At 40.3% G+C, this 21,739-nt stretch carries 17 protein-coding genes and 1 pseudogene; 13 read left to right on the forward strand and 5 right to left on the reverse strand.

The window, feature by feature from the left end; all coding sequences use genetic code 11:
* Nucleotides 1–2: 2 nt before the first annotated feature.
* Complete coding sequence (locus P20480_RS04805) at nucleotides 3–2,408, forward strand: glycoside hydrolase family 15 protein (protein WP_008131561.1); 2,406 nt, start codon at nucleotides 3–5, stop codon at nucleotides 2,406–2,408.
* A 98-nt stretch (nucleotides 2,409–2,506) separates the two neighbouring features.
* On the opposite strand, the pseudogene P20480_RS04800 reads toward P20480_RS04805, so the two are convergent.
* A pseudogene (locus P20480_RS04800) lies at nucleotides 2,507–3,522 on the reverse strand (LacI family DNA-binding transcriptional regulator).
* 291 nt (nucleotides 3,523–3,813) lie between these two features.
* Here P20480_RS04800 and glk point away from each other — a divergent pair.
* The 5 genes from glk (at nucleotide 3,814) to gap (ending at nucleotide 9,702) form a co-directional block, all read left to right on the forward strand.
* Nucleotides 3,814–4,806 carry a glucokinase gene (gene glk / locus P20480_RS04795; protein ID WP_008131565.1) on the forward strand — a complete coding sequence of 331 codons (993 nt, stop codon included), beginning with the start codon at nucleotides 3,814–3,816 and terminating at the stop codon, nucleotides 4,804–4,806.
* 32 nt (nucleotides 4,807–4,838) lie between these two features.
* Entirely contained in the window at nucleotides 4,839–5,855 is a 1,017-nt protein-coding gene (locus P20480_RS04790) for a LacI family DNA-binding transcriptional regulator (protein WP_008131567.1), read from the forward strand.
* Between the two features lie 328 nt (nucleotides 5,856–6,183).
* Complete coding sequence (gene edd / locus P20480_RS04785) at nucleotides 6,184–8,034, forward strand: phosphogluconate dehydratase (protein WP_008131569.1); 1,851 nt, start codon at nucleotides 6,184–6,186, stop codon at nucleotides 8,032–8,034.
* A gap of 33 nt (nucleotides 8,035–8,067) precedes the next feature.
* On the forward strand, nucleotides 8,068–8,688 hold the full coding sequence (gene eda, locus P20480_RS04780; RefSeq protein ID WP_008131571.1) for a bifunctional 4-hydroxy-2-oxoglutarate aldolase/2-dehydro-3-deoxy-phosphogluconate aldolase: 621 nt from the start codon (nucleotides 8,068–8,070) through the stop codon (nucleotides 8,686–8,688).
* Nucleotides 8,689–8,697: 9 nt separating this feature from the next.
* Nucleotides 8,698–9,702 carry a type I glyceraldehyde-3-phosphate dehydrogenase gene (gap, locus tag P20480_RS04775; protein ID WP_008131573.1) on the forward strand — a complete coding sequence of 335 codons (1,005 nt, stop codon included), beginning with the start codon at nucleotides 8,698–8,700 and terminating at the stop codon, nucleotides 9,700–9,702.
* A gap of 66 nt (nucleotides 9,703–9,768) precedes the next feature.
* Here the strand turns inward: gap and P20480_RS04770 are convergent, their stop codons facing one another.
* The 4 genes from P20480_RS04770 to P20480_RS04755 form a co-directional block, all read right to left on the reverse strand.
* Nucleotides 9,769–11,100: a leucine-rich repeat domain-containing protein gene (locus P20480_RS04770; RefSeq protein ID WP_008131575.1), complete on the reverse strand. Its 1,332-nt coding sequence runs from the start codon at nucleotides 11,098–11,100 to the stop codon at nucleotides 9,769–9,771.
* A 33-nt stretch (nucleotides 11,101–11,133) separates the two neighbouring features.
* A complete protein-coding gene (locus P20480_RS04765) occupies nucleotides 11,134–11,847 on the reverse strand; it encodes a YebC/PmpR family DNA-binding transcriptional regulator (protein WP_006794578.1) in 714 nt (237 codons plus the stop codon).
* A gap of 202 nt (nucleotides 11,848–12,049) precedes the next feature.
* On the reverse strand, nucleotides 12,050–14,128 hold the full coding sequence (locus P20480_RS04760) for a M13 family metallopeptidase (protein ID WP_008131576.1): 2,079 nt from the start codon (nucleotides 14,126–14,128) through the stop codon (nucleotides 12,050–12,052).
* Between the two features lie 171 nt (nucleotides 14,129–14,299).
* Entirely contained in the window at nucleotides 14,300–16,078 is a 1,779-nt protein-coding gene (locus tag P20480_RS04755) for an ABCB family ABC transporter ATP-binding protein/permease (protein ID WP_008131577.1), read from the reverse strand.
* A 94-nt stretch (nucleotides 16,079–16,172) separates the two neighbouring features.
* Between P20480_RS04755 and P20480_RS04750 the strand changes: the two genes are divergently transcribed.
* The 7 genes from P20480_RS04750 (at nucleotide 16,173) to P20480_RS18565 (ending at nucleotide 21,712) form a co-directional block, all read left to right on the forward strand.
* Nucleotides 16,173–16,634 carry a hypothetical protein gene (locus P20480_RS04750; RefSeq protein WP_008131578.1) on the forward strand — a complete coding sequence of 154 codons (462 nt, stop codon included), beginning with the start codon at nucleotides 16,173–16,175 and terminating at the stop codon, nucleotides 16,632–16,634.
* 111 nt (nucleotides 16,635–16,745) lie between these two features.
* Nucleotides 16,746–18,584: a protein translocase subunit SecD gene (secD, locus tag P20480_RS04745; protein ID WP_008131579.1), complete on the forward strand. Its 1,839-nt coding sequence runs from the start codon at nucleotides 16,746–16,748 to the stop codon at nucleotides 18,582–18,584.
* Nucleotides 18,577–19,509, forward strand: a complete 933-nt coding sequence (gene secF, locus P20480_RS04740; protein ID WP_008131580.1) for a protein translocase subunit SecF — start codon at nucleotides 18,577–18,579, stop codon at nucleotides 19,507–19,509. The genes secD and secF overlap by 8 nt, the downstream gene beginning before the upstream one ends.
* Before the next feature lie 116 nt (nucleotides 19,510–19,625).
* Nucleotides 19,626–20,102 carry a GreA/GreB family elongation factor gene (locus P20480_RS04735; RefSeq protein ID WP_008131581.1) on the forward strand — a complete coding sequence of 159 codons (477 nt, stop codon included), beginning with the start codon at nucleotides 19,626–19,628 and terminating at the stop codon, nucleotides 20,100–20,102.
* 146 nt (nucleotides 20,103–20,248) lie between these two features.
* A complete protein-coding gene (locus P20480_RS04730; protein WP_033025727.1) occupies nucleotides 20,249–20,665 on the forward strand; it encodes a hypothetical protein in 417 nt (138 codons plus the stop codon).
* 65 nt (nucleotides 20,666–20,730) lie between these two features.
* Nucleotides 20,731–21,201 (forward strand): hypothetical protein, encoded by a 471-nt coding sequence (locus P20480_RS04725; RefSeq protein ID WP_008131583.1) that lies wholly within the window; start codon nucleotides 20,731–20,733, stop codon nucleotides 21,199–21,201.
* Nucleotides 21,202–21,310: 109 nt separating this feature from the next.
* Nucleotides 21,311–21,712, forward strand: a complete 402-nt coding sequence (locus P20480_RS18565; protein ID WP_370587974.1) for a hypothetical protein — start codon at nucleotides 21,311–21,313, stop codon at nucleotides 21,710–21,712.
* Nucleotides 21,713–21,739 lie beyond the last annotated feature (27 nt).

Consider the following 21,739-nt stretch of genomic DNA (forward strand, 5'->3'; position numbering starts at 1 on the left):
CAATGAAAAAATACAACCTTATAACCGCCTCACTTTTAGCCTTAGGTTTAACAGCTTGTGGCGCACAAAACACAACTAATGAAAGTACTACAGCACAAGTTACATCGGCACCAGGCGCCCCAGGAGTAGAGCCATTTTGGGCGTATGCAGGCAAAACAGGTATTGGCACATCGTTTGAAGAATATAAAAAAGGCCAGTACAGAGATACAGCCGCAACAGGCAATGTGTCTAAAGTATGGTTTTCTATTGCTCAAGGAATGATCACCGAAACCATGTTTGGGCTTATTCACCAAGCGCAAATAAAAGACATGCAATTTATTGTTACCGGTAAAGACTTTACTGTAACCGAGGCTGATGACTTAGACGTAAGCATTGATTACTTATACAAAGATGATCAAGGCAGACCGCTTTCGCTTGCTTATAAGGTAACAAGTACCGATAAGCAAGGCCGCTTTAGCTTAGAAAAGCACATATTTACCGACCCAGATACACAAACATTATTTGTACGAAGTGTGTTTAATACTCAATTAGAGGGTCTAAAAGCCTACGTTAACGTTAACCCGTACATTAACAATAACGGGTTAGGTGACTTTGCTAAAACAACAGAACAAGGACTCGTCGCATGGGAAGGCGATAACTATTTAACATTACAATCAAGTTCACCTTTTAAAGCTAAAACAGTAGGATTTACAGGTGAAAGTGATGGAATAAGTTCACTTAAAACAACGCAAGCAATTAATAATCAGTATACAAATACCGGTGAAGTTTCAGGTAATGTAAACATGCTTGCAGAACTCGGTGATATAAGTAACAACACCACTTTTGATTTAGCGTTAAGCTTTGGAAAAACCCAGCAGCAAAGTATTCAGCAAGGCGAACAAAGTTTGGCTAAGGGTTACCAAGCCGTACTCGATCACTACAACGGTAAAGGCGACGCGCTAGGTTGGCAAGATTACCTGCAAAGCCTTAAACCACTAAATACAATGACTGAACAAACTGCCGATAACGGCAAACTTTTATACACCAGTGCCATGGTATTAAAAGCACAAGAAGATAAAACACACGCGGGTGCGCTTATTGCGTCACTGTCAAACCCATGGGGTGAAACTGTATCGGCTAAAGAAGGCTCTACCGGCTATAAAGCAGTATGGGTACGCGATTTTTATCAAGTAGCTATGGCTTTTATGGCGCTCGGCGATACGGCTACAGCTAAAACAGCATTCGAATACCTTGAAAAAGTACAAGTTAACAGCAGTACACCGGGTAACAATGGTGATACAGGCTGGTTTTTACAAAAAACACATGTTGATGGCGAACTTGAATGGGTTGGTGTCCAGCTTGACCAAACAGCCATGCCTATTATGCTTGCTTGGAAACTTCACCAAGCTAATGTACTTAGCGATGAAGAGCTAAAAACTTGGTACGGCAAAATGTTAAAACCTGCAGCTGACTTTTTAGTTGATGGTGGCCTAGCTAAAATTTTATGGAACGACACGCAGATTACTCCACCGGCAACACAGCAGGAGCGCTGGGAAGAGCAAGAAGGGTATTCTCCTTCTACTACTGCCGCAATTGTTGCAGGGCTAATAACAGCAAGCGATATAGCAACACTTAGCGGTGACGATAAAAACGCAAAACGTTATTTGGAAACGGCTAAAAAATATAACAGCGAAATAGAATCGCAAATGTTTACTACAGAGGGTAATTTAAAAGGCGAAAGTACCGATGGTGAATATTTTATTCGCATTGGTCAGGACACTGGCGCCAATTCAAACACTAAAATTAACGCCAATAATGGCCGTGAAGGGTTTAATAAAAAGCAAATATTAGATGGTGGTTTTTTAGAGCTAGTACGCTATGGCGTTCGCGGTGCAACCGACGAAAGTATTGTTAAAACACTGCCTGAATACGACGATGAAACGCTTGAAGATAACCTACAGGTAAAATATAGCTTTAGTTTTGAAGATGGGACCGGCACATTTGCAGGCTATCGCCGTTACGGTAACGACGGTTACGGCGAAGATGAAGTAACAGGCACAAATTACGCAGAAGGTGGCGCTAACACACCAGGCCAACGTGGTCGTGTATGGCCATTTTTCACCGGTGAACGTGGCCATTACGAAATAGCGGCAGCCAACGCTACCAAAACATTGAATGATGCTAAGCAGGCTGATATTAGAAATAGTTACGTAAAAGGTTTAGAACAATTTGCTAATGAAGGCATGATGCTGCCTGAGCAAGTATGGGATGGTGTAGGTGTCAACAACGCGGGTTATGAACTAGGCGAAGGTACTAATTCAGCAACCCCACTGGCATGGACTCATGCTGAGTACGTGAAACTAGTACGCTCACTAAGCGATAAACAAGTATGGGATCATTACCCAGTAGTAGAGAAAACACTAAAGTAAATTTAGTTACTTAGTAAATAAAAAGCCACGCTTACAGCGTGGTTTTTTATGTTCAAGCCAAGTTATATTTAAGTATGGCTATATCAATTTTTAAATATTTAACTCGATCCGCGAGCAATTAGCACAGGGGGTAAAAGGGTGCTTTGCACATCTTCTTCTCTGATTAGTTTGAGTAAATTTTCAACGAGCATTTGCCCTGCAAGAGTTGTATTCTGCTCTATGGTTGTCAGTGGTGGGTTTACAAAACTGGCTATAGCTATGTTATCAAACCCGACTACAGCGACATCTTTAGGGACATTAATATTTGCTTCTTTGAGTGCTCTGATAGCACCAATTGCAATTAAGTCGCTTGCTGCAAACAAGGCATTAAATTTAATATTATTGGCAATGAGCGAGCGAGTTGCATGATAGCCCGATTCTTCCGTTGAAATAGCGTTAGCCATTTTACGTTCATTTATTGCGATGTTGTTAGCTTCTAGCTCGTCCTTAAACCCTTGAAAGCGAGCAAAAAATTCCGGACTGTGGTCAGAAGCATCGCCAATAAATGCACAATCTTGTCTGTTGTGAGCTATAAAATGAGCCGCAGCTTGTTTACCACCACCGTAATTGTCACAGCACACGGTTAAATCAGGTCTGTTATCTACCGTTGCCCCCCAACATACAAATTTAGTGTTTTGCTCAAGCAGTGTTTTAAATTTAGGCTGAAAATCAATGTAATCGCCATAACCAAGCAAAATAATGCCATCGGCTCTGTGGCTATCTTCGTAATCGGCTTGCCAATCTGCACTGGCTGATTGAAACGATACTAATAAATCGTAGCCTTCTTTTGCACACGCGCGTGTAATACTGCCGAGCATAGATAAAAAGAACGGGTTAATTTGTGATTCGTCTGAGGTAGGGTCTTCAAATAATAAAAGTGCGAGTGTGCTGCTTTGTTGCGTGCGCAAGTTGCTTGCGTTTTTGTCGACCTTGTAATTAAGTTTTTTGCAATGTCATGAACACGTTTACGTGTTTCTTCGTTAACAAGCGGGCTATTTCGTAAAGCGCGAGATACAGTTGATTGAGATACCCCTGCATAGTGGGCAATATCAAATGATGTAGCTTTACCTTTCATTATCACAACTTAGTTAATGTAATACACAATAGTGCCATTTTCGTTTATTAATTAAATATTTCAAGCTTTTTGTGTTTAATGTAAATTATTTATTGATTTGACTGTGACACCGGTGTCATAATATTTATGTTTTATCATTTTGTTGTCAAAACGAATTGGCTGTTTGTAATTGCTACAGGCAGCATTTTTTCTCTGATAGCCGCTTTAGGGTGATAGCCTAAAGCAATTACACCAATGGTTTACTATTGTAGAACAAAAAGCACTGATTGCTTAAACAAAAGAGATAACACCATGAGCCTAAACTCTTCTACCCAATTTGATCCTATTTTAGTTGCCGATGTTGGTGGCACTAATGCTCGTTTTGCTTTAATTACATCGTTTGATGATACAACAAATCAATTTGCAATTGAGCATAATAATACGTTTCCTAGTGCTAATTTTGGCTCACTTGAAAAAGCACTCGAGCATTACTTATCAACCGTACCACATATTGTACCAAAACGCGCATGTTTGGCAGTTGCTGGCCCTATAAAAGCAGGGCAAGTACATTTAACAAATTTAGGATGGCACTTTAGTGTTAACGATTTTAAGGCTCATTTTGAGTTAAAAGAGCTTGATGTTATTAATGATTTTGCTGCTTTTGCTTACGCTGCACCTTACTTAAGCCCATCTCAAAATGTTGTTATAAAAGCAGGTCAAGCTGATGACAATGCAAATATTGGTGTAATGGGTCCCGGAACTGGCTTTGGTGCGGCTTGTTTAGTCAGAACATCTCACTCTACTTCTGTTTTAAGTTCGGAAGGTGGGCACATATCGCTTGCAGCGGTAACAGAGCTTGATGCCTTGTTAATTCAAGAACTAAAAAAAGAGCATCAACACGTGTCTGTCGAAACCGTTTTTTCAGGCCCTGGTATTACCCACTTATATAAAGCAATGGCTGCAGTTAAAGGGCAATCGCCTAAAAATCTTGATGCTGCACAAATTAGCAGCTTAGCAAATAGTGGCGAATGTGATGTGTGCGATGCAACCCTGAATCAATTTTGTGATTGGATTGGCAGCGTAGCAGGCGATTTATCACTAGCTTATGGCGCATTGGGTGGCCTATTTATAGGTGGTGGAATATTACCGCGTATGCAAGCTCGATTACTTGAAAGCCGTTTTGTTGAACGCTTTTCGCAAAAAGGGATTATGTCGCAATACACAGGGCAAATACCTGTTACATTAGTGACACAAGACAACATACCTTTAATTGGCGCAGCGGCGTGTTTGCACAACGCAAATTAGTTTTTTGTTGATTGCATGTGGAAAATAGAGTGATGAAGAAAGTAACAATCAACAGCGTAGCAAGTCATGCTGGCGTATCTAAAAAGACAGTATCGCGGGTTCTAAATAACGAGCCCAACGTGAGTGCAGCCACTCGCGAAAAAGTACTCGCTGTGTTTAAAGAGTTGGATTACACGCCAAACCCTATAGCGCGTGGGTTAGCACAAAATCGAAGTTTTATTATTGGTTGTTTATACGACAACCCAAGTAAAAGCTACATAACCCGTGTTCAAACAGGGGCTCTAGCCGCTTGCCAAGAAAACAATTACAACTTGCTAATTCACCCATGTGAATGCAGAGGTGAGGCTTTAATTAGCAACGTTGAGCAGTTACTTCAAACATCCCGTTTAGATGGTATTGTACTTACGCCACCTTTTGGTGATTTTCCTGAGCTGGTTGAGTTTTTAACAGCTAAAAAAATCCCGTTTGCGCGAGTTGCGTCCGCAATTTTACAAGATGAATCTATTTCTGTTCGTAGTAACGATGAGCAGGGCGCATTTGAAATTACAGAACATTTAATCAGCCTTGGTCACAAGTCAATTGCATTTATTAAAGGTCACCCCGATCACAGTGCAACACAGCAGCGCTTTAAAGGCTACAGGCGTGCATTAGCCGATCACAAAATTGAGTTTGACGAGCGATTAGTTGAAGAGGGTAACTTTAGTTACCACTCGGGTGTAGACAGCGCGCGCAGTATTTTAGACTTGTCGCCACGGCCTACGGCTGTATTTGCATCGAACGATTACATGGCAGCAGCGGTGCTAAAACTTGCAACACAAAGGCAATTGCGTGTACCTGACGACATATCTATAGCTGGTTTTGACAATGCACCTATTGCACGCCACATTTGGCCAGGGTTAACAACCATAGCACAACCAGTAGAAGAGATGACAAAGCTTGCTGTTACTCAATTAATTAATCACATTACAGAGCCTCAAGAACAGCCTTTTCAAATTACGCTTGAATCGCGCTTAATAACGCGTGAATCAACGGCTCGCGTAAACCCATAAAATACTTTTTCACAGTAGCCTGAATAAGAGTGACGCTTATTCAGGCTTTTTTTTGCCCGCAGCTTGATAAAAGCGTGTATGTACACAAGAATTTAAGTGTTCATTAATTGGTCATGATAAAAAGTTAAATTAATTTTAGCAGTCAGGGTTGACACCGGTGTCATAGCTATGAGTTAATACAGTGACACCGGTGTCAGGTTTGTTGTGAGAGGCTCCCTGATATCGTACCTTTGAACGGGTCAATCAAAGATGCTCAGTACAGTTATTTACGTGGAGTCTGTAATTGCTACTGAGCCTTTATCCTCTAACTAATAGAGATGAGTTAATTATGTTACATCCTCGAATTCAAGAAGTTACCCAACGCGTTATTGAACGCAGTAAACAAACCCGTCAAGATTATTTAGATCGTATTTCGCATGCAAAAAAACAAACAAGAGTTCGTGCGGGATTAGGTTGTGGCAACATTGCCCACGTAATGGCAGCTTGTAGTAGCGACGATAAAGCGCGCTTAAAAGCAGACGAAGTGCCAAACTTAGCTATTATCAATTCATACAACGACATGCTATCTGCGCATGTACCTTACAAAGATTACCCAGACGTTATCAAAAGCATTGCAACCAAGTTTGACGCAACCGCTCAGGTAGCGGGTGGTGTTCCTGCAATGTGTGATGGTGTTACGCAAGGGCGTGATGGCATGGAGTTATCGCTTTTTTCTCGTGATGTGATTGCAATGTCTACCGCTGTTTCACTATCACATGATGTGTTTGATGGCGTTTTTTGTTTAGGCGTATGTGACAAAATTGTCCCAGGTTTATTAATTGGCGCATTATCATTTGGCCATTTACCTGTGTTCTTTTTACCTGCGGGTCCAATGCAGTCGGGTATCCCAAATAAAGAAAAAGCACGTATTCGCCAAAAGTTTGCACAAGGCCTAGTTAGCCGCGAAGATTTATTAGAAGCTGAAAGTGCATCTTACCACAGCGCGGGTACTTGTACGTTTTACGGTACTGCAAACTCTAACCAAATGTTAATGGAAATAATGGGCTTACACCTTCCTGGTAGCTCGTTTATTAACCCTTATACAGAGCTTCGTGATGGATTAACAGGTAATGCTGTAGAAACCATGCTTAAGCAACTTACAGATAGTAAAGAAAGCCCATGTTTAGCAGATGTGATCAGCGAAAAAACCATTATTAATGGTTTAGTTGGCTTGTTATCTACAGGTGGCTCTACTAACCACGCTATTCATATAGTTGCTATTGCAAAAGCTGCTGGTATTCAAGTGACGTGGAAAGACATGTCTGATTTATCAGAAGTTGTACCACTACTTACGCGTATTTACCCTAACGGCTCTGCGGATGTAAATCATTTTCAAGCAGCCGGCGGCATGGGCTTCTTAATGCGCGAACTAGCAAGCGCAGGCTACTTACACACAGACGTTAAAACAATGCTTGGCGATGGTCTTGCGCCATACATGACAGAGCCGCGTTTAGATAAAGACGAAAGCCTGATCATGAGCGATTCAAATGGTCCAAGCAAAGTGAAATGGGTTGATTGTCCTGCTAATTCACTTGATGAAGAAGTGCTTCGTCCTGTAAGTAATCCGTTTAGCAAACAAGGTGGCTTACAACTGCTTACTGGTAATTTAGGTAAAGCGGTTATTAAAGTGTCTGCTGTAGCTGAGGAGCATCAAGTTGTTACTGCACCTGCTAAAGTTTTCAACTCGCAAGGAGCATTACAAGAAGCGTATACCCGCGGCGAGTTAAATCAAGACTTTATAGCTGTACTTAAAGAGCAGGGCCCTAAAGCGAAAGGCATGCCAGAGCTTCATAAATTAACGCCAGTAATGGCAACCCTTCAAGACCAAGGTTTTAAAGTTGCTATTGTAACTGACGGTCGTATGTCGGGTGCATCAGGTAAAGTTCCAGCTGCAATTCACCTAGCACCAGAAGCCGTTGAAGGTGGCATAATTGCAAAAATTCAAGAAGGCGACTTAGTTACTTTAGATGCCCCTAACGGAATTTTAAAAGTACATGTTAGCGACGACGAGCTTGCAAAACGTGAGCTTGAAATTAGCCAGCCAAGCTTAACATTTGGTACGGGACGTGAGTTATTTACTGGATTTAGAAATATCGTAAGCAGTGCCGATTTAGGCGCGAGTGCTTTTGGACTTGAATAATAATTAGCCGAACTGGGTAATGAGGAACAAGTAATGAGTATTGAAAAAATCTTAGCATCGGCACCCGTTGTGCCAGTGGTTGTAATCGAAAAATTAGAAGATGCTGCACCACTTGCTAGAGCGTTATACAACGGTGGCTTAAAAGCACTTGAAATTACACTGCGTACGCCAATTGCAGCAGAAGCTGTAAAGTTGATGAAAGCTGAAGTGCCAGAAGCTTTTGTTGGTACGGGAACTGTAGTTGATAAAGCAAGCTTTGAAGCATCAGTGGCTGCAGGTGCAGATTTTATGGTTAGCCCAGGTGTGAGTACCGAGTTATTAGCACTTGCAAAAGAGTCAGACATTCCATTTTTACCTGGTGCTGCAACTGCGAGCGAAGTAATGCAGTTAGCAAGTCATGGTTTTAAGTATTTAAAATTCTTCCCTGCTGAAGCTGCAGGCGGAACGGCAATGCTTAAGTCTATAGGCGGACCATTACCACATATTACTTTTTGCCCAACAGGTGGCATTAGCCTAGCAACTGCACCTAACTATTTAGCACTTAACAATGTTATTTGTGTTGGTGGTACATGGATGCTAGACAAACAACTAATTGAAAATAAAGACTGGCAAGCCATTGAAGCGCTTGCTCGCCAAGCAAGTGAACTTAAATAGGAGTCTCAAATGATTAATGTAGCAATTAACGGTTATGGTCGTATCGGTCGCAATGTATTACGTGCGCTTTATGAGTCAGCACAAAACAGTGAAATTAAAATTGTAGCAATTAACGATTTAGCACCGGCTAATGTAAATGCACATTTAACACAGTTTGACTCAGTTCATGGTCAATTTTCTAAAAAAGTAACACTTGCCGATAACACCATGTTAATTGGTGATGACGTAATTACACTTACTCAAGAGCGTGACCCTGCAAACCTACCGTGGAAAGAGCTAAACGTAGATATCGTTTTAGAATGTACTGGTTTTTTCACTAAGCGTGAAGACGCTGCTAAGCACATTACAGCTGGCGCTAAAAAAGTTATTGTATCTGCTCCTGGTAAAGATTTAGATGCAACAGTAGTTCACGGCGTTAACAGTGATGTAATTAACGCTGATAGCAACATTATCTCTAACGCATCTTGTACGACTAACTGTTTAGCACCTATTGCAAAAGCAATTAACGACACAGTAGGTATTGAGCAAGGTAGCATGACTACAATTCATGCTTACACAAACGATCAAAACTTATCTGACGTTTACCACCCAGATCTATACCGTGCGCGTAGTGCAACACAATCTATGATCCCAACTAAAACAGGTGCTGCTGCAGCTGTTGGTTTAGTACTTCCAGAGCTTGCGGGTAAATTAGACGGTATGTCGGTACGTGTACCTACTATTAATGTTTCTTTAGTTGATTTTACGTTTATTACTAAGCGCGAAACAACTGCTGAAGAAATTAACGAAGTAATGAAAGCCGCAGCAACAGGTTCAATGAAAGATATCTTAGAATACAACGAGCTTCCGCTTGTTTCTATTGATTTTAATCACAACCCTGCGTCATCAATTTTTGATGCAACGCAAACAAAAGCTGAAGGCAAACTAGTTAAAGTAATGGCTTGGTACGATAACGAGTGGGGCTTCTCAAACCGCATGTTAGATCAAGTTAAAGCATTAGGTCAGTACTTATAATTGACCCTGTAAAAGTTTAGCTTTATCCAATCAAGCCTGCATTATGCAGGCTTTTTTTTGCTTAATTTATACCAATTCGTTTAATAAAACGTTTAGCGCTTTAAAACTAGGGCGCGATGCAATAACGCTGTTGGTAGCACGTGCTGCTATATCGGACATTTTATCAAAGAGGTCGTTTTGTTTATCTGCTGCGCTAACAGTACTTAGTAAATCCTCTATTAAACAACCAAAAGCGCGGACTTCTATTAATTGTATTTGCTGTTGCTGATATTCGCTAAGCATAACTAAATTTGTAGCTGCTCCGAAATCGCCAAATAAAACGTCATAGTGTTCATTTATCATGGTGTTATGGGCGTAAATATCGCCGTGGCTTACCTTATTCGTATGGAGGTGAGTAAGCGTATTTGCCATTTGTTTTGCTATTTTATAAACAGCTTCAATAGAGTAGTTGCAACCGTCATTAAACGTATCGCGTGTACATGTTTCTAAACTTGGTGGTAAGCCTAAATTAGTATAATTGCTATCTATTAACTCCATTACCAAGCCAAGTTGTTCACTTTGCTCTATGTAGCTTAATACCTTTATTAAGTTTGCATGATTAGCAGCTTGTAGGCAGCAATTCACCTCATCAAGTGGGTAACCATCGCTGGTGATCGCGCCTTTAAAAAGTTTCACTGCAACATTATTATGTTCTGTTTTTGCAAGATGAATAACACCCGATGCGCCTTGGCCTATTACTTTTTTAAGCTGAAAATTTTCAAGTGGAGTATTTTTCAACGTACTTTTAGTTAAGCACTGCGCTTTATTAAAGTTGTTACCTGCAAAGGCAAGCCAAGCAAGTTTTGGTAATTCTAGTAGCCAGTCATCGAGTTTTGTTAGGTTGTTTGCAGAGAGCCTAACAAGCTCTAAATTAGTACAGTTAGCCATACTTGCTGGTAAATTTTTCAGGTTATTACCCGCAAGTGCAAGCTTTTTAAGTTGGGTGTAATTACCAAAGTCGTCAGGTAATTCGTGTAAGTTATTATCGGTGAGAATAAGCCACTCAATATTTTTTGGCAGGCTGTTTGGTGCAAACTCCGATATTTGGTTTCCTTTAAACGCAACCATAATTAAAGCAGGGCATTTAGCCAATACTGTGGGTATATGTTTAAATTGATTAAACGACAAAAACACACGCTTAAGGCGATGCAAACACGCAAACTCGTCTGGTAAATCACTTAAATTATTATTAGAAAGATCAAGTACTTCAAGTGTATCGGCAAGCTTAAAAATGTCTGTGGGAAACTCAGATAGTTGCTCAACCAGCTGTAAGTGCTTTGCACCGGCTAACTTACCAGCCTTTAGCTCTGAAAGGGTATTCATTAATTTATAAAGCCCTGTAAATAAAAAAGCCAACATGGCTGTTGGCTTTAATTAACATGTAGATGAGGTTTAGAATTGCGCGTTATGATAAACGTTTTGTACGTCGTCACAATCTTCTAGCATTGCTAAAAAGCGCTCCATTACTTCAACATCTTCACCTTCAATTGGCGCTTCTACTTGTGGTACAAACGCAATTAAGTCTTCGTCAAATTCAGAAATGCCCATTTCTTCTAATGCAGTACGTGTGTTGTTGTATTCAGTATGAGGTGCGAATACGGTTACTTTACCGCTGTCTACTTCTACATCGGTTACATCAACGTCAGCCATCATAAGCGCTTCAAGAACAGCTTCATCATCGTCGCCATCAAAAACAAAAATAGCTAAATGGTCAAATAAATGTGACACCGAGTTTTGTGCGCCAATTTTAGCATTTGCTTTTGTAAAACAAACGCGTACGTCTGCAAATGTACGTTTGTTGTTATCGGTTAAACAGTCAACAATAATCATACAGTTACCAGGGCCGTAACCTTCGTAACGTGTTGCTGCGTAGTCTTCACCGCCGCCGCCTTTTGCTTTTTCAATTGCGCGTTCAATTACGTGTGCTGGTACTTGGTCTTTTTTTGCACGTTCAATTAAACGGCGTAATGATAGATTACCATCTGTATCTACACCGCCATTTTTAGCACAAATATAAATTTCTTTACCGTACTTAGAGTAAACTTTAGTTTTAGCACCCGCAGTTTTAGCCATTGAATCTTTTTTGTTTTGGTAAGCTCTTCCCATCTGCGTTTCGCCTTAATTTTATAAATAACTGAAAAATAATAGACCGTATTCTAAAGGTAAATGGCATTAAGGGCTAGTACGGAATGGGGAACATTAATAGTAAAAAAGTTAAAATAGCCATTTGAATAAAAGAATATGCATAAAATAAAACAGCCCGCTGTTGCGGGCTGTTTAGTATTTGTTTACATACGTATTAGTGTAATTACCAAATACGAACGCGTTCTTCTTCTGGCAAATACAAGGCATCACCAGGTTTTACGTCAAATGCTTTGTACCAAGCATCGTGGTTACGTGGTGCTTGTGCTCTAAAGCGACCTGGTGCATGCGTGCCACCGCGTAGTTGATTTAACATACTTTGCTCAGTACGTTTTTCTTTCCATACTTGTGCCCAAGCTAAAAAGAAACGTTGATCACCTGTTACACCGTCAATTACAGGCGCTTCTTTACCATTTAGGCTTAGTTTGTAAGCGTGGTAAGCCATGGCTAAACCACCCACATCACCAATATTTTCGCCTAGGCTATTACGCCCATTTACAAAGTTACCTTCAATAGGTTCGTATTTACTGTACTGTGCGGCAAGTTGGTCTGCTTTTGCATCAAATGCAGCACGGTCTTCGTCTGTCCACCAGTTACGTTGAATACCGTTAGCATCAGATTTTGAACCCTGATCATCAAATCCATGGCCCATTTCGTGGCCAATTACAGCACCAATGCCCCCGTAGTTAACCGCTGGATCGGCATTTGGATCAAAAAATGGAGGTTGTAATATAGCAGCTGGAAACACAATTTCGTTAAACGAGCTATTGTAGTATGCATTTACACGTTGTGGTGTCATGCCCCAACGGTTACGGTCAGTTTTTTGTAGTTCTTTTTCTACGCTTTCAGCGCGGAAAAATTCACGCATGTTTTTAACGTTACCCACTAAATCGTTTTGGCTAATAGTTAAACCATCGTAAGACTGCCATACATCTGGGTAACCAATTTTTGGAACAAATGCTGCTAACTTCGCACGTGCGTTTACCTTAGTTTCAGCGCCCATCCAATCAAGATTATCAATTCGCTCACCTAATGCTGAACGCAGGTTTTCAACCAGTTCAGACATTTGTTGTTTAGATGATTCAGGAAAGTATTGGTCAACGTAAATTTTACCAATAGCAAAGCCTAGCGAGCTTGTGCCCGACATTTCGTTAATTGCACGTTTCCAGCGAGGGCGTGGTTCTTGCTGGCCGTTTAGTTCTTTGCCATAAAATGCAAAACGTGTATTAAAAATATCTTCAGAAAGTAAACCTGCATTACCGCTAATTGCATGGTAGGTTAAGTAGTCTTTCCAAACCGCTAAATCTTCATTATTGATAAGCTCAATCATGGCTTTAACCGGTTCAGGCTGAGATACATTAAGTTGAGGAACTTTGTATCCTGTTTGCTCAAAATATACATCCCAGTTAAAACCAGGGTATGTAGAAGCTAAATCTTCACGTTTAATTTGATTTAACGACAGGTCGCGATTACGTCGTTTTTCGCGCGGCCAATGGCCTTGTGCTATTTTAGTTTCAAGCTCTAGTATGGCTTTTGCGCGTTCTGTTGTGTTATCAACATTGGCAAATTTTAGCATGTCGGCAATATGAGCCACGTAAGCTTCACGGGTTTTAACAAAACGCTCAGCATCTTCTAAATAGTAAGAACGGTCTGGTAAACCTAAACCACCAGCGCCTAACGACATTTCGTATTTATTTGGATCTAAACGGTTAAACCACATACCACCACCAATAGGAGTACGAAGGCCCGATAACCACGATTGCCCAAATACATAAGCTAAGTCGTCGGTAGATTCCATATTACTAATTTGATTTAACAGCGGTTGAATAGGTTTAACACCAAGTTCATTAAGTGTGTCGGTATCCATGTACGAATTATAAAAATCAGCAACCAATTGCTCTTCAGCGTTTAGTTCTTTACGTGCAGCAATGTCTTCAATAATTTTTTTAACACGGTCTTCACTGCGTTCTGCTAAAGCCGAAAACGCACCATAACGCGTTTTGTCTGCTGGCATATTGTAGTTGTCGTACCACGTGCCACTGGCGTACATGAAAAAGTCATCACCAGGTTTAACGGCTTCGTTACGCGCTGATAAATCAACGCCAAAGCTGCCTAATTCAGCTTTATTGCTAACAACTGTATTTTCTGTGCTTGCAGTTTGAACTTCACTGCTTGTAGTTTGTGGCTCTGAACAGCCCGTTATAAAAGTGGCAGCTAAAGCCGCTGCAATTAAACTCTTTTTCATCGTTTATCCCCCTGGATAATGAATTTGTTAATTTTTGTTATAAAAATATCATTTTGATTGTTATGTATAAAAGACAGGCACACAATTCTTTTGAGGTGAATCACAGCCTGACCCGATAAAACCAATAAACAACGCAAGCAACAAGCTCCCAACATAAATTAATAAATCAGGTTAATCTTGTTGTTGTAATGTCCACATATGTGCGTATTCACCGCCCAAGGCCAGTAATTCATTATGTTGCCCTTGTTCAACAATTTGGCCTGACTTAAGCACAATAATAGTGTGGGCATCGGTAATGGTTGATAACCTATGGGCAATCACAATACTGGTGTGCTCGCTGGCTACTTCATACATTGCCTTTAATATTGCTTGCTCAGCCTGAGAGTCGAGTGCCGACGTTGCCTCGTCAAATATTAAAATTGGGGATTGTTTTAAAATAGCGCGTGCTATTGCAATACGCTGTTTTTCGCCGCCAGATACTTTTAAACCTCGTTCACCCACTCGCGTTTTATCGCCATCAGCTAACGTATTAATGAAATCTTTTAAATGAGCCATTTCAATGGCTTTATCAATATCACTATCGCTTGCCGAAGGGCGACCATAGGCAATGTTTTCACGAATTGTTGTATTAAATAAAACGGTATCTTGAGGAACAATAGCAATAGCTTTACGAAGGCTATCAAGCGTGACCGAGTTAATAGCTTGGTTATCAATAGTAATGCTGCCCGATGTTACATCATAAAAACGATAGAGCAGGCGCGCTAGTGAACTTTTTCCAGCACCACTTGCGCCCACAATAGCTACCTTGCTACCCGCTTTCACTTTAAAGCTAATATTATTTAGAATAGGGCGGTTAGCGTTGTAGCTAAAACTCACATTATTAAAGGCAATTTCCCCATTTTTAACATCAAGGGTATTTGCATTTGGAGCATTAGTGACTTGTGGTTTTTTATTGAGTAAGCCTAGCATGTTTTCTAAATCGGTAAGAGCACGGCGGATTTCACGGTAAACAAATCCTAAAAAGTTAAGCGGTAAAAATAATTGGATCATATACGCGTTTATCATTACCAATTCACCAATGCTTAGTGACCCTGTTACTACCTCGCTTGAACCTAACCACATTAACGCGGTGATGGCACTGGCAATAATTAATGCTTGCCCTGAATTAAGCGCAAGCAAAGACATCCTATTTTTTAAACGCGCGGTTTCCCAATTAGCTAAAAATGAGTCATATGTTTTGGCTTCAAACTGCTCATTATTAAAATATTTTACAGTTTCATAATTAAGTAAGCTGTCTATTGCGCGTGTGTTACTGAGGTTATCAGCTGCGTTTGATTCACGAATAAAACGATTACGCCACTGTGTCACCGTGACTGTAAAAAATATATATACGCCAACAGCAAGAAGTGTAATTAACGCAAACCAAATAGAAAATAGCGACCCAAAAATAATAGCAACGGTGAGTATTTCAAAAAGGGTAGGCACAATGTTAAACATTAAAAAGCGCATTAAAAAGCTGAGTCCACTGGTACCACGTTCTATGTCACGGCTTATACCACCAGTTTGCCTGTCTAAGTGAAATGCAAGTTCAAGCGAGTGCAAATGCTTAAACACTTTTAGGCCAATATTGCGCATAGCATGTTCGGTTACCCGCGAAAAAACAGCGTCTCTTACTTCACCTAAAAACACACTAGCGAAACGCAAACCGCCGTACATTATTAATAATAGAGCGGGAATGACCAACACTGGGTTTATTGATTTATCAACCGAGTCGATAATTTCTTTTAACGCCCAAGGCATTAAAAGCGTGGCGCCTTTAGCACCAATAAGCGCTAAAAGCGCAATAAATACGCGCCCTTTAAACTTTGTAATGTAAGGCCACAACGTTTTAACGCTTTGTTTTAAATTCATGGCGTCTGCACGTTTTTCAACGTTTTGTCTGGAGCGCATTATTTTTCTCGATTAAATACTTAATTGTTAAGCATTGTATTTTAAATAGTTGCCCTAATATACTAGGCATCTCTTATTTTAGTTTGATTTAAGTATGTTTAAATTTCGTGTTTTTATAACTGCTTTTTTGCTACTAGCTGCACTGTTTAGTTTGCAGAGTAATGCTGTGCAGGTATCACAAAATTTAAATCCAGCTGTCAGTTCACACATTTTATTTACAGATGCTATTGATATAACTAAAACAAAGCCTACTAAAAAGTCTTCAGACGCACCTGCGCATAAAAAAACACAACATACCGATTTTGACTCACATCAGCCAAGGCTTACAGCAAGTAATACGTCACTTTTTTTGCACACAGTTCAAAGTGAGCCAGAATACGATGTTGTTTTTGAGTTTTTTGCGCAGCACCTTGTTAGGCAAATATTTTTACGCCCTCAAGCAGTAAACGTTATTCAGCCTTGGTATACGTTTGTGCACAATAGTAAAAAGTCCCGTTTAAGCGGCTGGAAAGATGCTAATTTACTCTACAAAGCAGTAACTACCTACCACGCTTAATTTTCCTTATTTAATTTTTATTAGGTTTCAACGTTTTTCGTTTAAGCCTTGAGATTAATTGTGCTTTTAAAAAGTACGTTGCCAGTAATTTACTGGTAATAAGGAAAAACCATGTTAAGTGTAAAAAAAGATCAAAAGCCATTTATGGCTAAATTTAAATTAAGCTATATAGCCATGCTTATTGTGCTGGTTTTATTAGCCATTAGCGCATTACCCAACTTATACCCTAATAAATCGTGGTTGCATGTATATAGCGCGCCACATAGCGAAACCCAAGCCGTGCCAAGCACTCAAGCCTTAGTTACTTTTTTAAATAACCAAGGCTTAAAAGTCGAGCAAGGCCTTGATAAGCAATACACTATAAATATTTTATTAAACGAGCCAACTAAAAGCGCACAAGCGCAGGCAGCCATAAAGGCGCAGTACCCAAACACGCAAGTTAAAATTGTAGAGCATGCAACAAGCCCAATTTGGCTGCAAGAATTTGGTTTATCGCCAATAAAATTGGGACTAGATTTAAACGGCGGTGTGTTATTTGTACTCGACGTAGATTTAGATAAAGCCGTTGATGAGCAATTAGTGAGTGCGTATCAACAAGCAAAATCAATTATTATTAAGCAAAAAGCGCACGGCCTTAAAGTGCTGCAAACAGGGCACGGCTTTGAAATTAACGCGCTGCCTAATGCGGTGCAAAAACTTAACCCAGTGATTGATGAGCTACAAAGTCGCTTTGCTAATTTAGCGGTTACAACAACCAATAACGGCAATGTTAGAAACGCCAAGTTTAGCTACTCAGTGCAAGGGCGCAGCAACTTTAATAAAGAAGTAATGAGCCAAACGCTTACTACGCTTCGCTCGCGCATTGAAGAATTAGGTATTACTGAAGCCGTAACACAGCGCCAAGGAACACAGCGTATACGCATAGAACTGCCAGGTGTGCAAGATCCAACAGAGGCAAAGCGCATCATAGGTGCAACTGCATCACTTGGGTTTTATCAGTTAAAAGAAATTGGTGGGCAAACATTTGATATGCAGTCTGGTGGCACCATAAACCTTGATCCTGTGCCGATTTTTACCGGTGAGCATATTAATAACGCCAATATAGGGCGAGATGATTGGGGTAAGCCACTTGTGCAACTTAGCCTTGATGGACAAGGCGGCGATGCGATGTCGTCGTTTTCAAAAGCGAATATTGGTAAGCCTATGGCCACGGTTTACTCTGAGTACTCTCAAAACGCTAAAGGTGAAACCGTTAAAAAAAGCGAAGTTATAAATGTGGCGAATATTGCGCAGCATTTAAGTTCACGTTTTAGTATTACTAATATGAAAAGCCAACAAGCAGCGGCCGACCTAGCACTATTATTACGCGCAGGCTCGCTAACTGCACCGGTTACTATTGTGCACGAGCAAACAATTGGCCCAAGCCTAGGTCAAGAAAATATAACTAACGGCTTGGCCGCATTGATGCTGGGAATGGGTATTACACTTGCCTTTATGGCAACGTGGTATCGCCGCTTAGGACTTATTGCAAACGTAGCGCTGTTATTAAACTTAACGTCGCTTGTGGGGCTAATGTCGTTATTACCAGGGGTTGTGTTAACACTTCCGGGTATTGCCGGGCTGGTACTCACCATTGGTATGGCGGTAGACACCAACGTTATTATATTTGAGCGAATAAAGGAAGAGCGTAGAAAAGGCCGCTCTGCTTATCAAGCTATTCAAGAAGGTTACAAGCAGGCCGCTAACACCATATTTGATGCCAATATAACCACCATGATCACCGCGCTTATTTTATATGGAATAGGTTACGGCCCAGTTAAAGGCTTTGCCATAACATTGGCACTTGGCTTAATAACCACGGTATTTACTGGCGTGTACGTATCAAAAGTACTAAGCCAAACGTTATATTTAAAATTGGCTAAAAAAGCAGGAGTAAATGCACATGCTTAACACTTTTTTAAAAGGCGAGGCGGGTACGCGTCTGCGTTTGTCAGGCATGCTTTTAAGCGCCATACTTGTACTGCTGTCGGTGTTTACGCTTAGTCAAAAAGGGCTTAATTTTGGCCTAGACTTTACCGGTGGTTACCTAACAGAATTTACCACCAGCCAAGGTGTTGAGCTAAAAGAGCTCCAATCATTTATTACTAAAAATCACAATGGCGAGTTTGAGCTAACCGCGCAAGGTAATAGCCATTTTCAACTACGCGAAGCGCCTAGCGATTCAACAGCAAATAGTAATGATTGGCAATCTGCCATTACTCAAAACGCAGATATAAACGCTGAGGTTTTATCATCAGCGTATATTGGCTCACAAGTAGGTGATGAACTGTTTGAACAAGGTTGTTTAGCACTATTTTCAGCTATGGTTGCAGTAATGCTTTATTTAGCGGCCCGGTTTGAATGGCGTTTAGCCGTAGGCTCTGTGGTTGCGCTAGTGCATGATTTACTACTGGTACTGGGGCTATTTTCGCTATTAAGTATTGAGTTTAATTTAACCGTACTTGCCAGTTTGCTGGCCATTATAGGTTATTCACTTAACGACTCTATAATAGTAGGCGATAGAGTACGCGAGCTTTTACGTGTTAAATCTAATAATGCGCTTAGCCCGGCAAGTATTATTAACAACGCCATAAAAAGTACCTTAACGCGTACGCTTATTACATCGGGCACCACGCTTGCTACAGTTGCAAGTGTTTGGCTCCTCGCTGGTGCGCTATTACAAGGCTTTGCCATCGCGCTATTTACCGGCATTGTAGTAGGTACGTTCTCATCTATTTGTATTGCGGCTACTTTACCTGAGCTTTTAGGGTTAAGTGCTAAAAATTACGAAGAAAAACAAGATGCAGAAACGCAAGCGTTGCTCGATATGCCCTAGCAATAAATACTTTTAAAATCAGCATTAAAATACAGGCGCTTAAAATAATGGTTTTAAGCGCATTATAACGTTAAAATCAACCACATAGTTTACAGCATTGGTTTTTAGCGCCTTTCATGAATAAATCCCACGTAATAGAACACCTTAAATTTGCACTCGAAGCACAATTAAACAGTGCAAAACAAGCAGCAAAAGCCGCGCACGACGCCGCAACTCACGAAGAAAGCGTTGCAGAAACGCAGTACGATACCCTAGGACTCGAAGCCGCTTATTTAGCACAAGGCCAAGCCGAGCGTGTAAACGATTGCTACAAAAGTATTAAACAGTTTGAAGCCATTTTTAAAGAGCCTAATCACAATAAAGTGATTATAAGCTCACTCGTTTGCCTAGAAGATGAAAGCGCCCTACAAAAATGGTTTTATTTAGGCCCAGCCGCAGGCGGCTTAATGGTCGAAGTTAAAGGGCTAACTATTCAAGTTGTTACACCCGAAGCCCCACTGGGTAAACAACTTTTAGGTAAACAGCTTGATGATGAAGTAAGTCTAACCATTGCAGGCAAAAACCATGAATATGAAGTGGTAGAACTTTTATAAAACATTGGTTTTAGATGTAGGTCGGATAAGCGCAGCGCCATCCGACAAAGGTAATTCTGTCTCATAACATTATTAAAAGTCGTTTTGGTGTGTTATTAATTATCAAAATGGGAGCAATAAGGTGTTAGCCTTCAAGGAATAGAGTTGTGAAAACACAGAAACCAGTTTGTCAGATTTGTGGCTCCTTCAGAGAGTTGACTCTTCACCTGCATGAGCTTGGTAAATTTTGTGAGCTACTTAGCAATGAAAAAGCAGTATTTAAGTCAGTTAAAAAAGAAATCGTTGAGTGTGGTGTTGCCAAAACTCAAAGCATTGCCAAATGGCTTCGTTTAGCTAGTCAACTTGAATCAGTTGACATGAATACCTTTAGATATGAGGAAGCACATTTTTACTGCGAACCTGTAGCTGACGAACTTAATTCAAATGCAAACCATGATTCTTCTCTAGCAACCCAGATTACTAGATTTCTATTTATTTCGAATGCACTTGAAGAGGCTTACCGGTTATCAAGTCAAGTTTATGAACAACAGTTTTTTAAACTAAAAAAACTAGTAAAAATATAGAAAGAAAACGAAGTTACTCAACGCAATCAGCATGGCTGTTAGACGAGGTTTTTGTTTCAAGAGAATTGCCAGAGTATTATTCCCACAAAGTAGATGGGTTAACTGAAGTATCGAAAATATACAAAGATATATTCAAAGTTAATTTTGATATAGATCTTGAAAAAGACAATCATAAATCCATTGGTTTTTCTTTGGTAAGGAACATAAGAAATCATATAGCGCATGCTGTTTTTCCCATTATTGATAATCCCGAATTTACCTGGGAGTTTGATGACCCAAGAACTAAAAGACTGGTTTTGACTTTATTGTCAAGAGCTTCTCGACTAGCAGCGATGAACATTCAAATTATCATTGGCTTTGTTTGTGATGAATTTAACTCCGATGATTATATTTACCTCTCAGAAGACCTTGACGTCGGCGATATATTTTTGGAAACCTGTACTTTACGCTACGCAAATAACCTTCACATTGAACAAGGTTTTGGTCTAAATGAAAGTTCACAATGGGCATGGCGATCAAGTACTTTAGAAGGCTAACAAGCCGTTCAGATGAAACTAAAGCGGTTGGCTCAGTTCCACTTCGCTTCATATTATTACTGACAATTTTATTCCGCTTTAGCGGGTATTAGGTAAACAAGGAAGTATTTTGATTCATAGAGTTTTATCAATATCCGCGATGCTCTTTTTACTGTCAGCTTGCACTACAGGAAAGCTTTATTACACGAAGGCTTCTGGCGAACGTGTTTTAGGGTGTGATGTGGAGTTTGTTGGTATACCAAGCGTTGACAAGTTTGCGGTTGAATATGCACTTAGCCTCTGCGCGAAAAGCTCTGTTAAAAAAGGGTATTCCATAGATAAAGAAAAGGAATACCTACTGACCCTAGAGCTTCAAATTCCAGAGTCAAAATGTGGTGAATCATGGAACCATAAGTCGGCAAAAGAGCTGTATAAAACTGGCAAATTGTCAAAGAAGGAATATGGCTATATTGTTGCTCATATAGACCTGGGTTTAGCGGTTGTTTACGAATGCTCACCAATAACTGAATAAAATCAATTATTTCGATCGTTTTGGTGA

The sequence above is a fragment of the Pseudoalteromonas sp. BSi20480 genome, assembly GCF_000241365.1.
Taxonomy (GTDB): domain Bacteria; phylum Pseudomonadota; class Gammaproteobacteria; order Enterobacterales; family Alteromonadaceae; genus Pseudoalteromonas; species Pseudoalteromonas marina.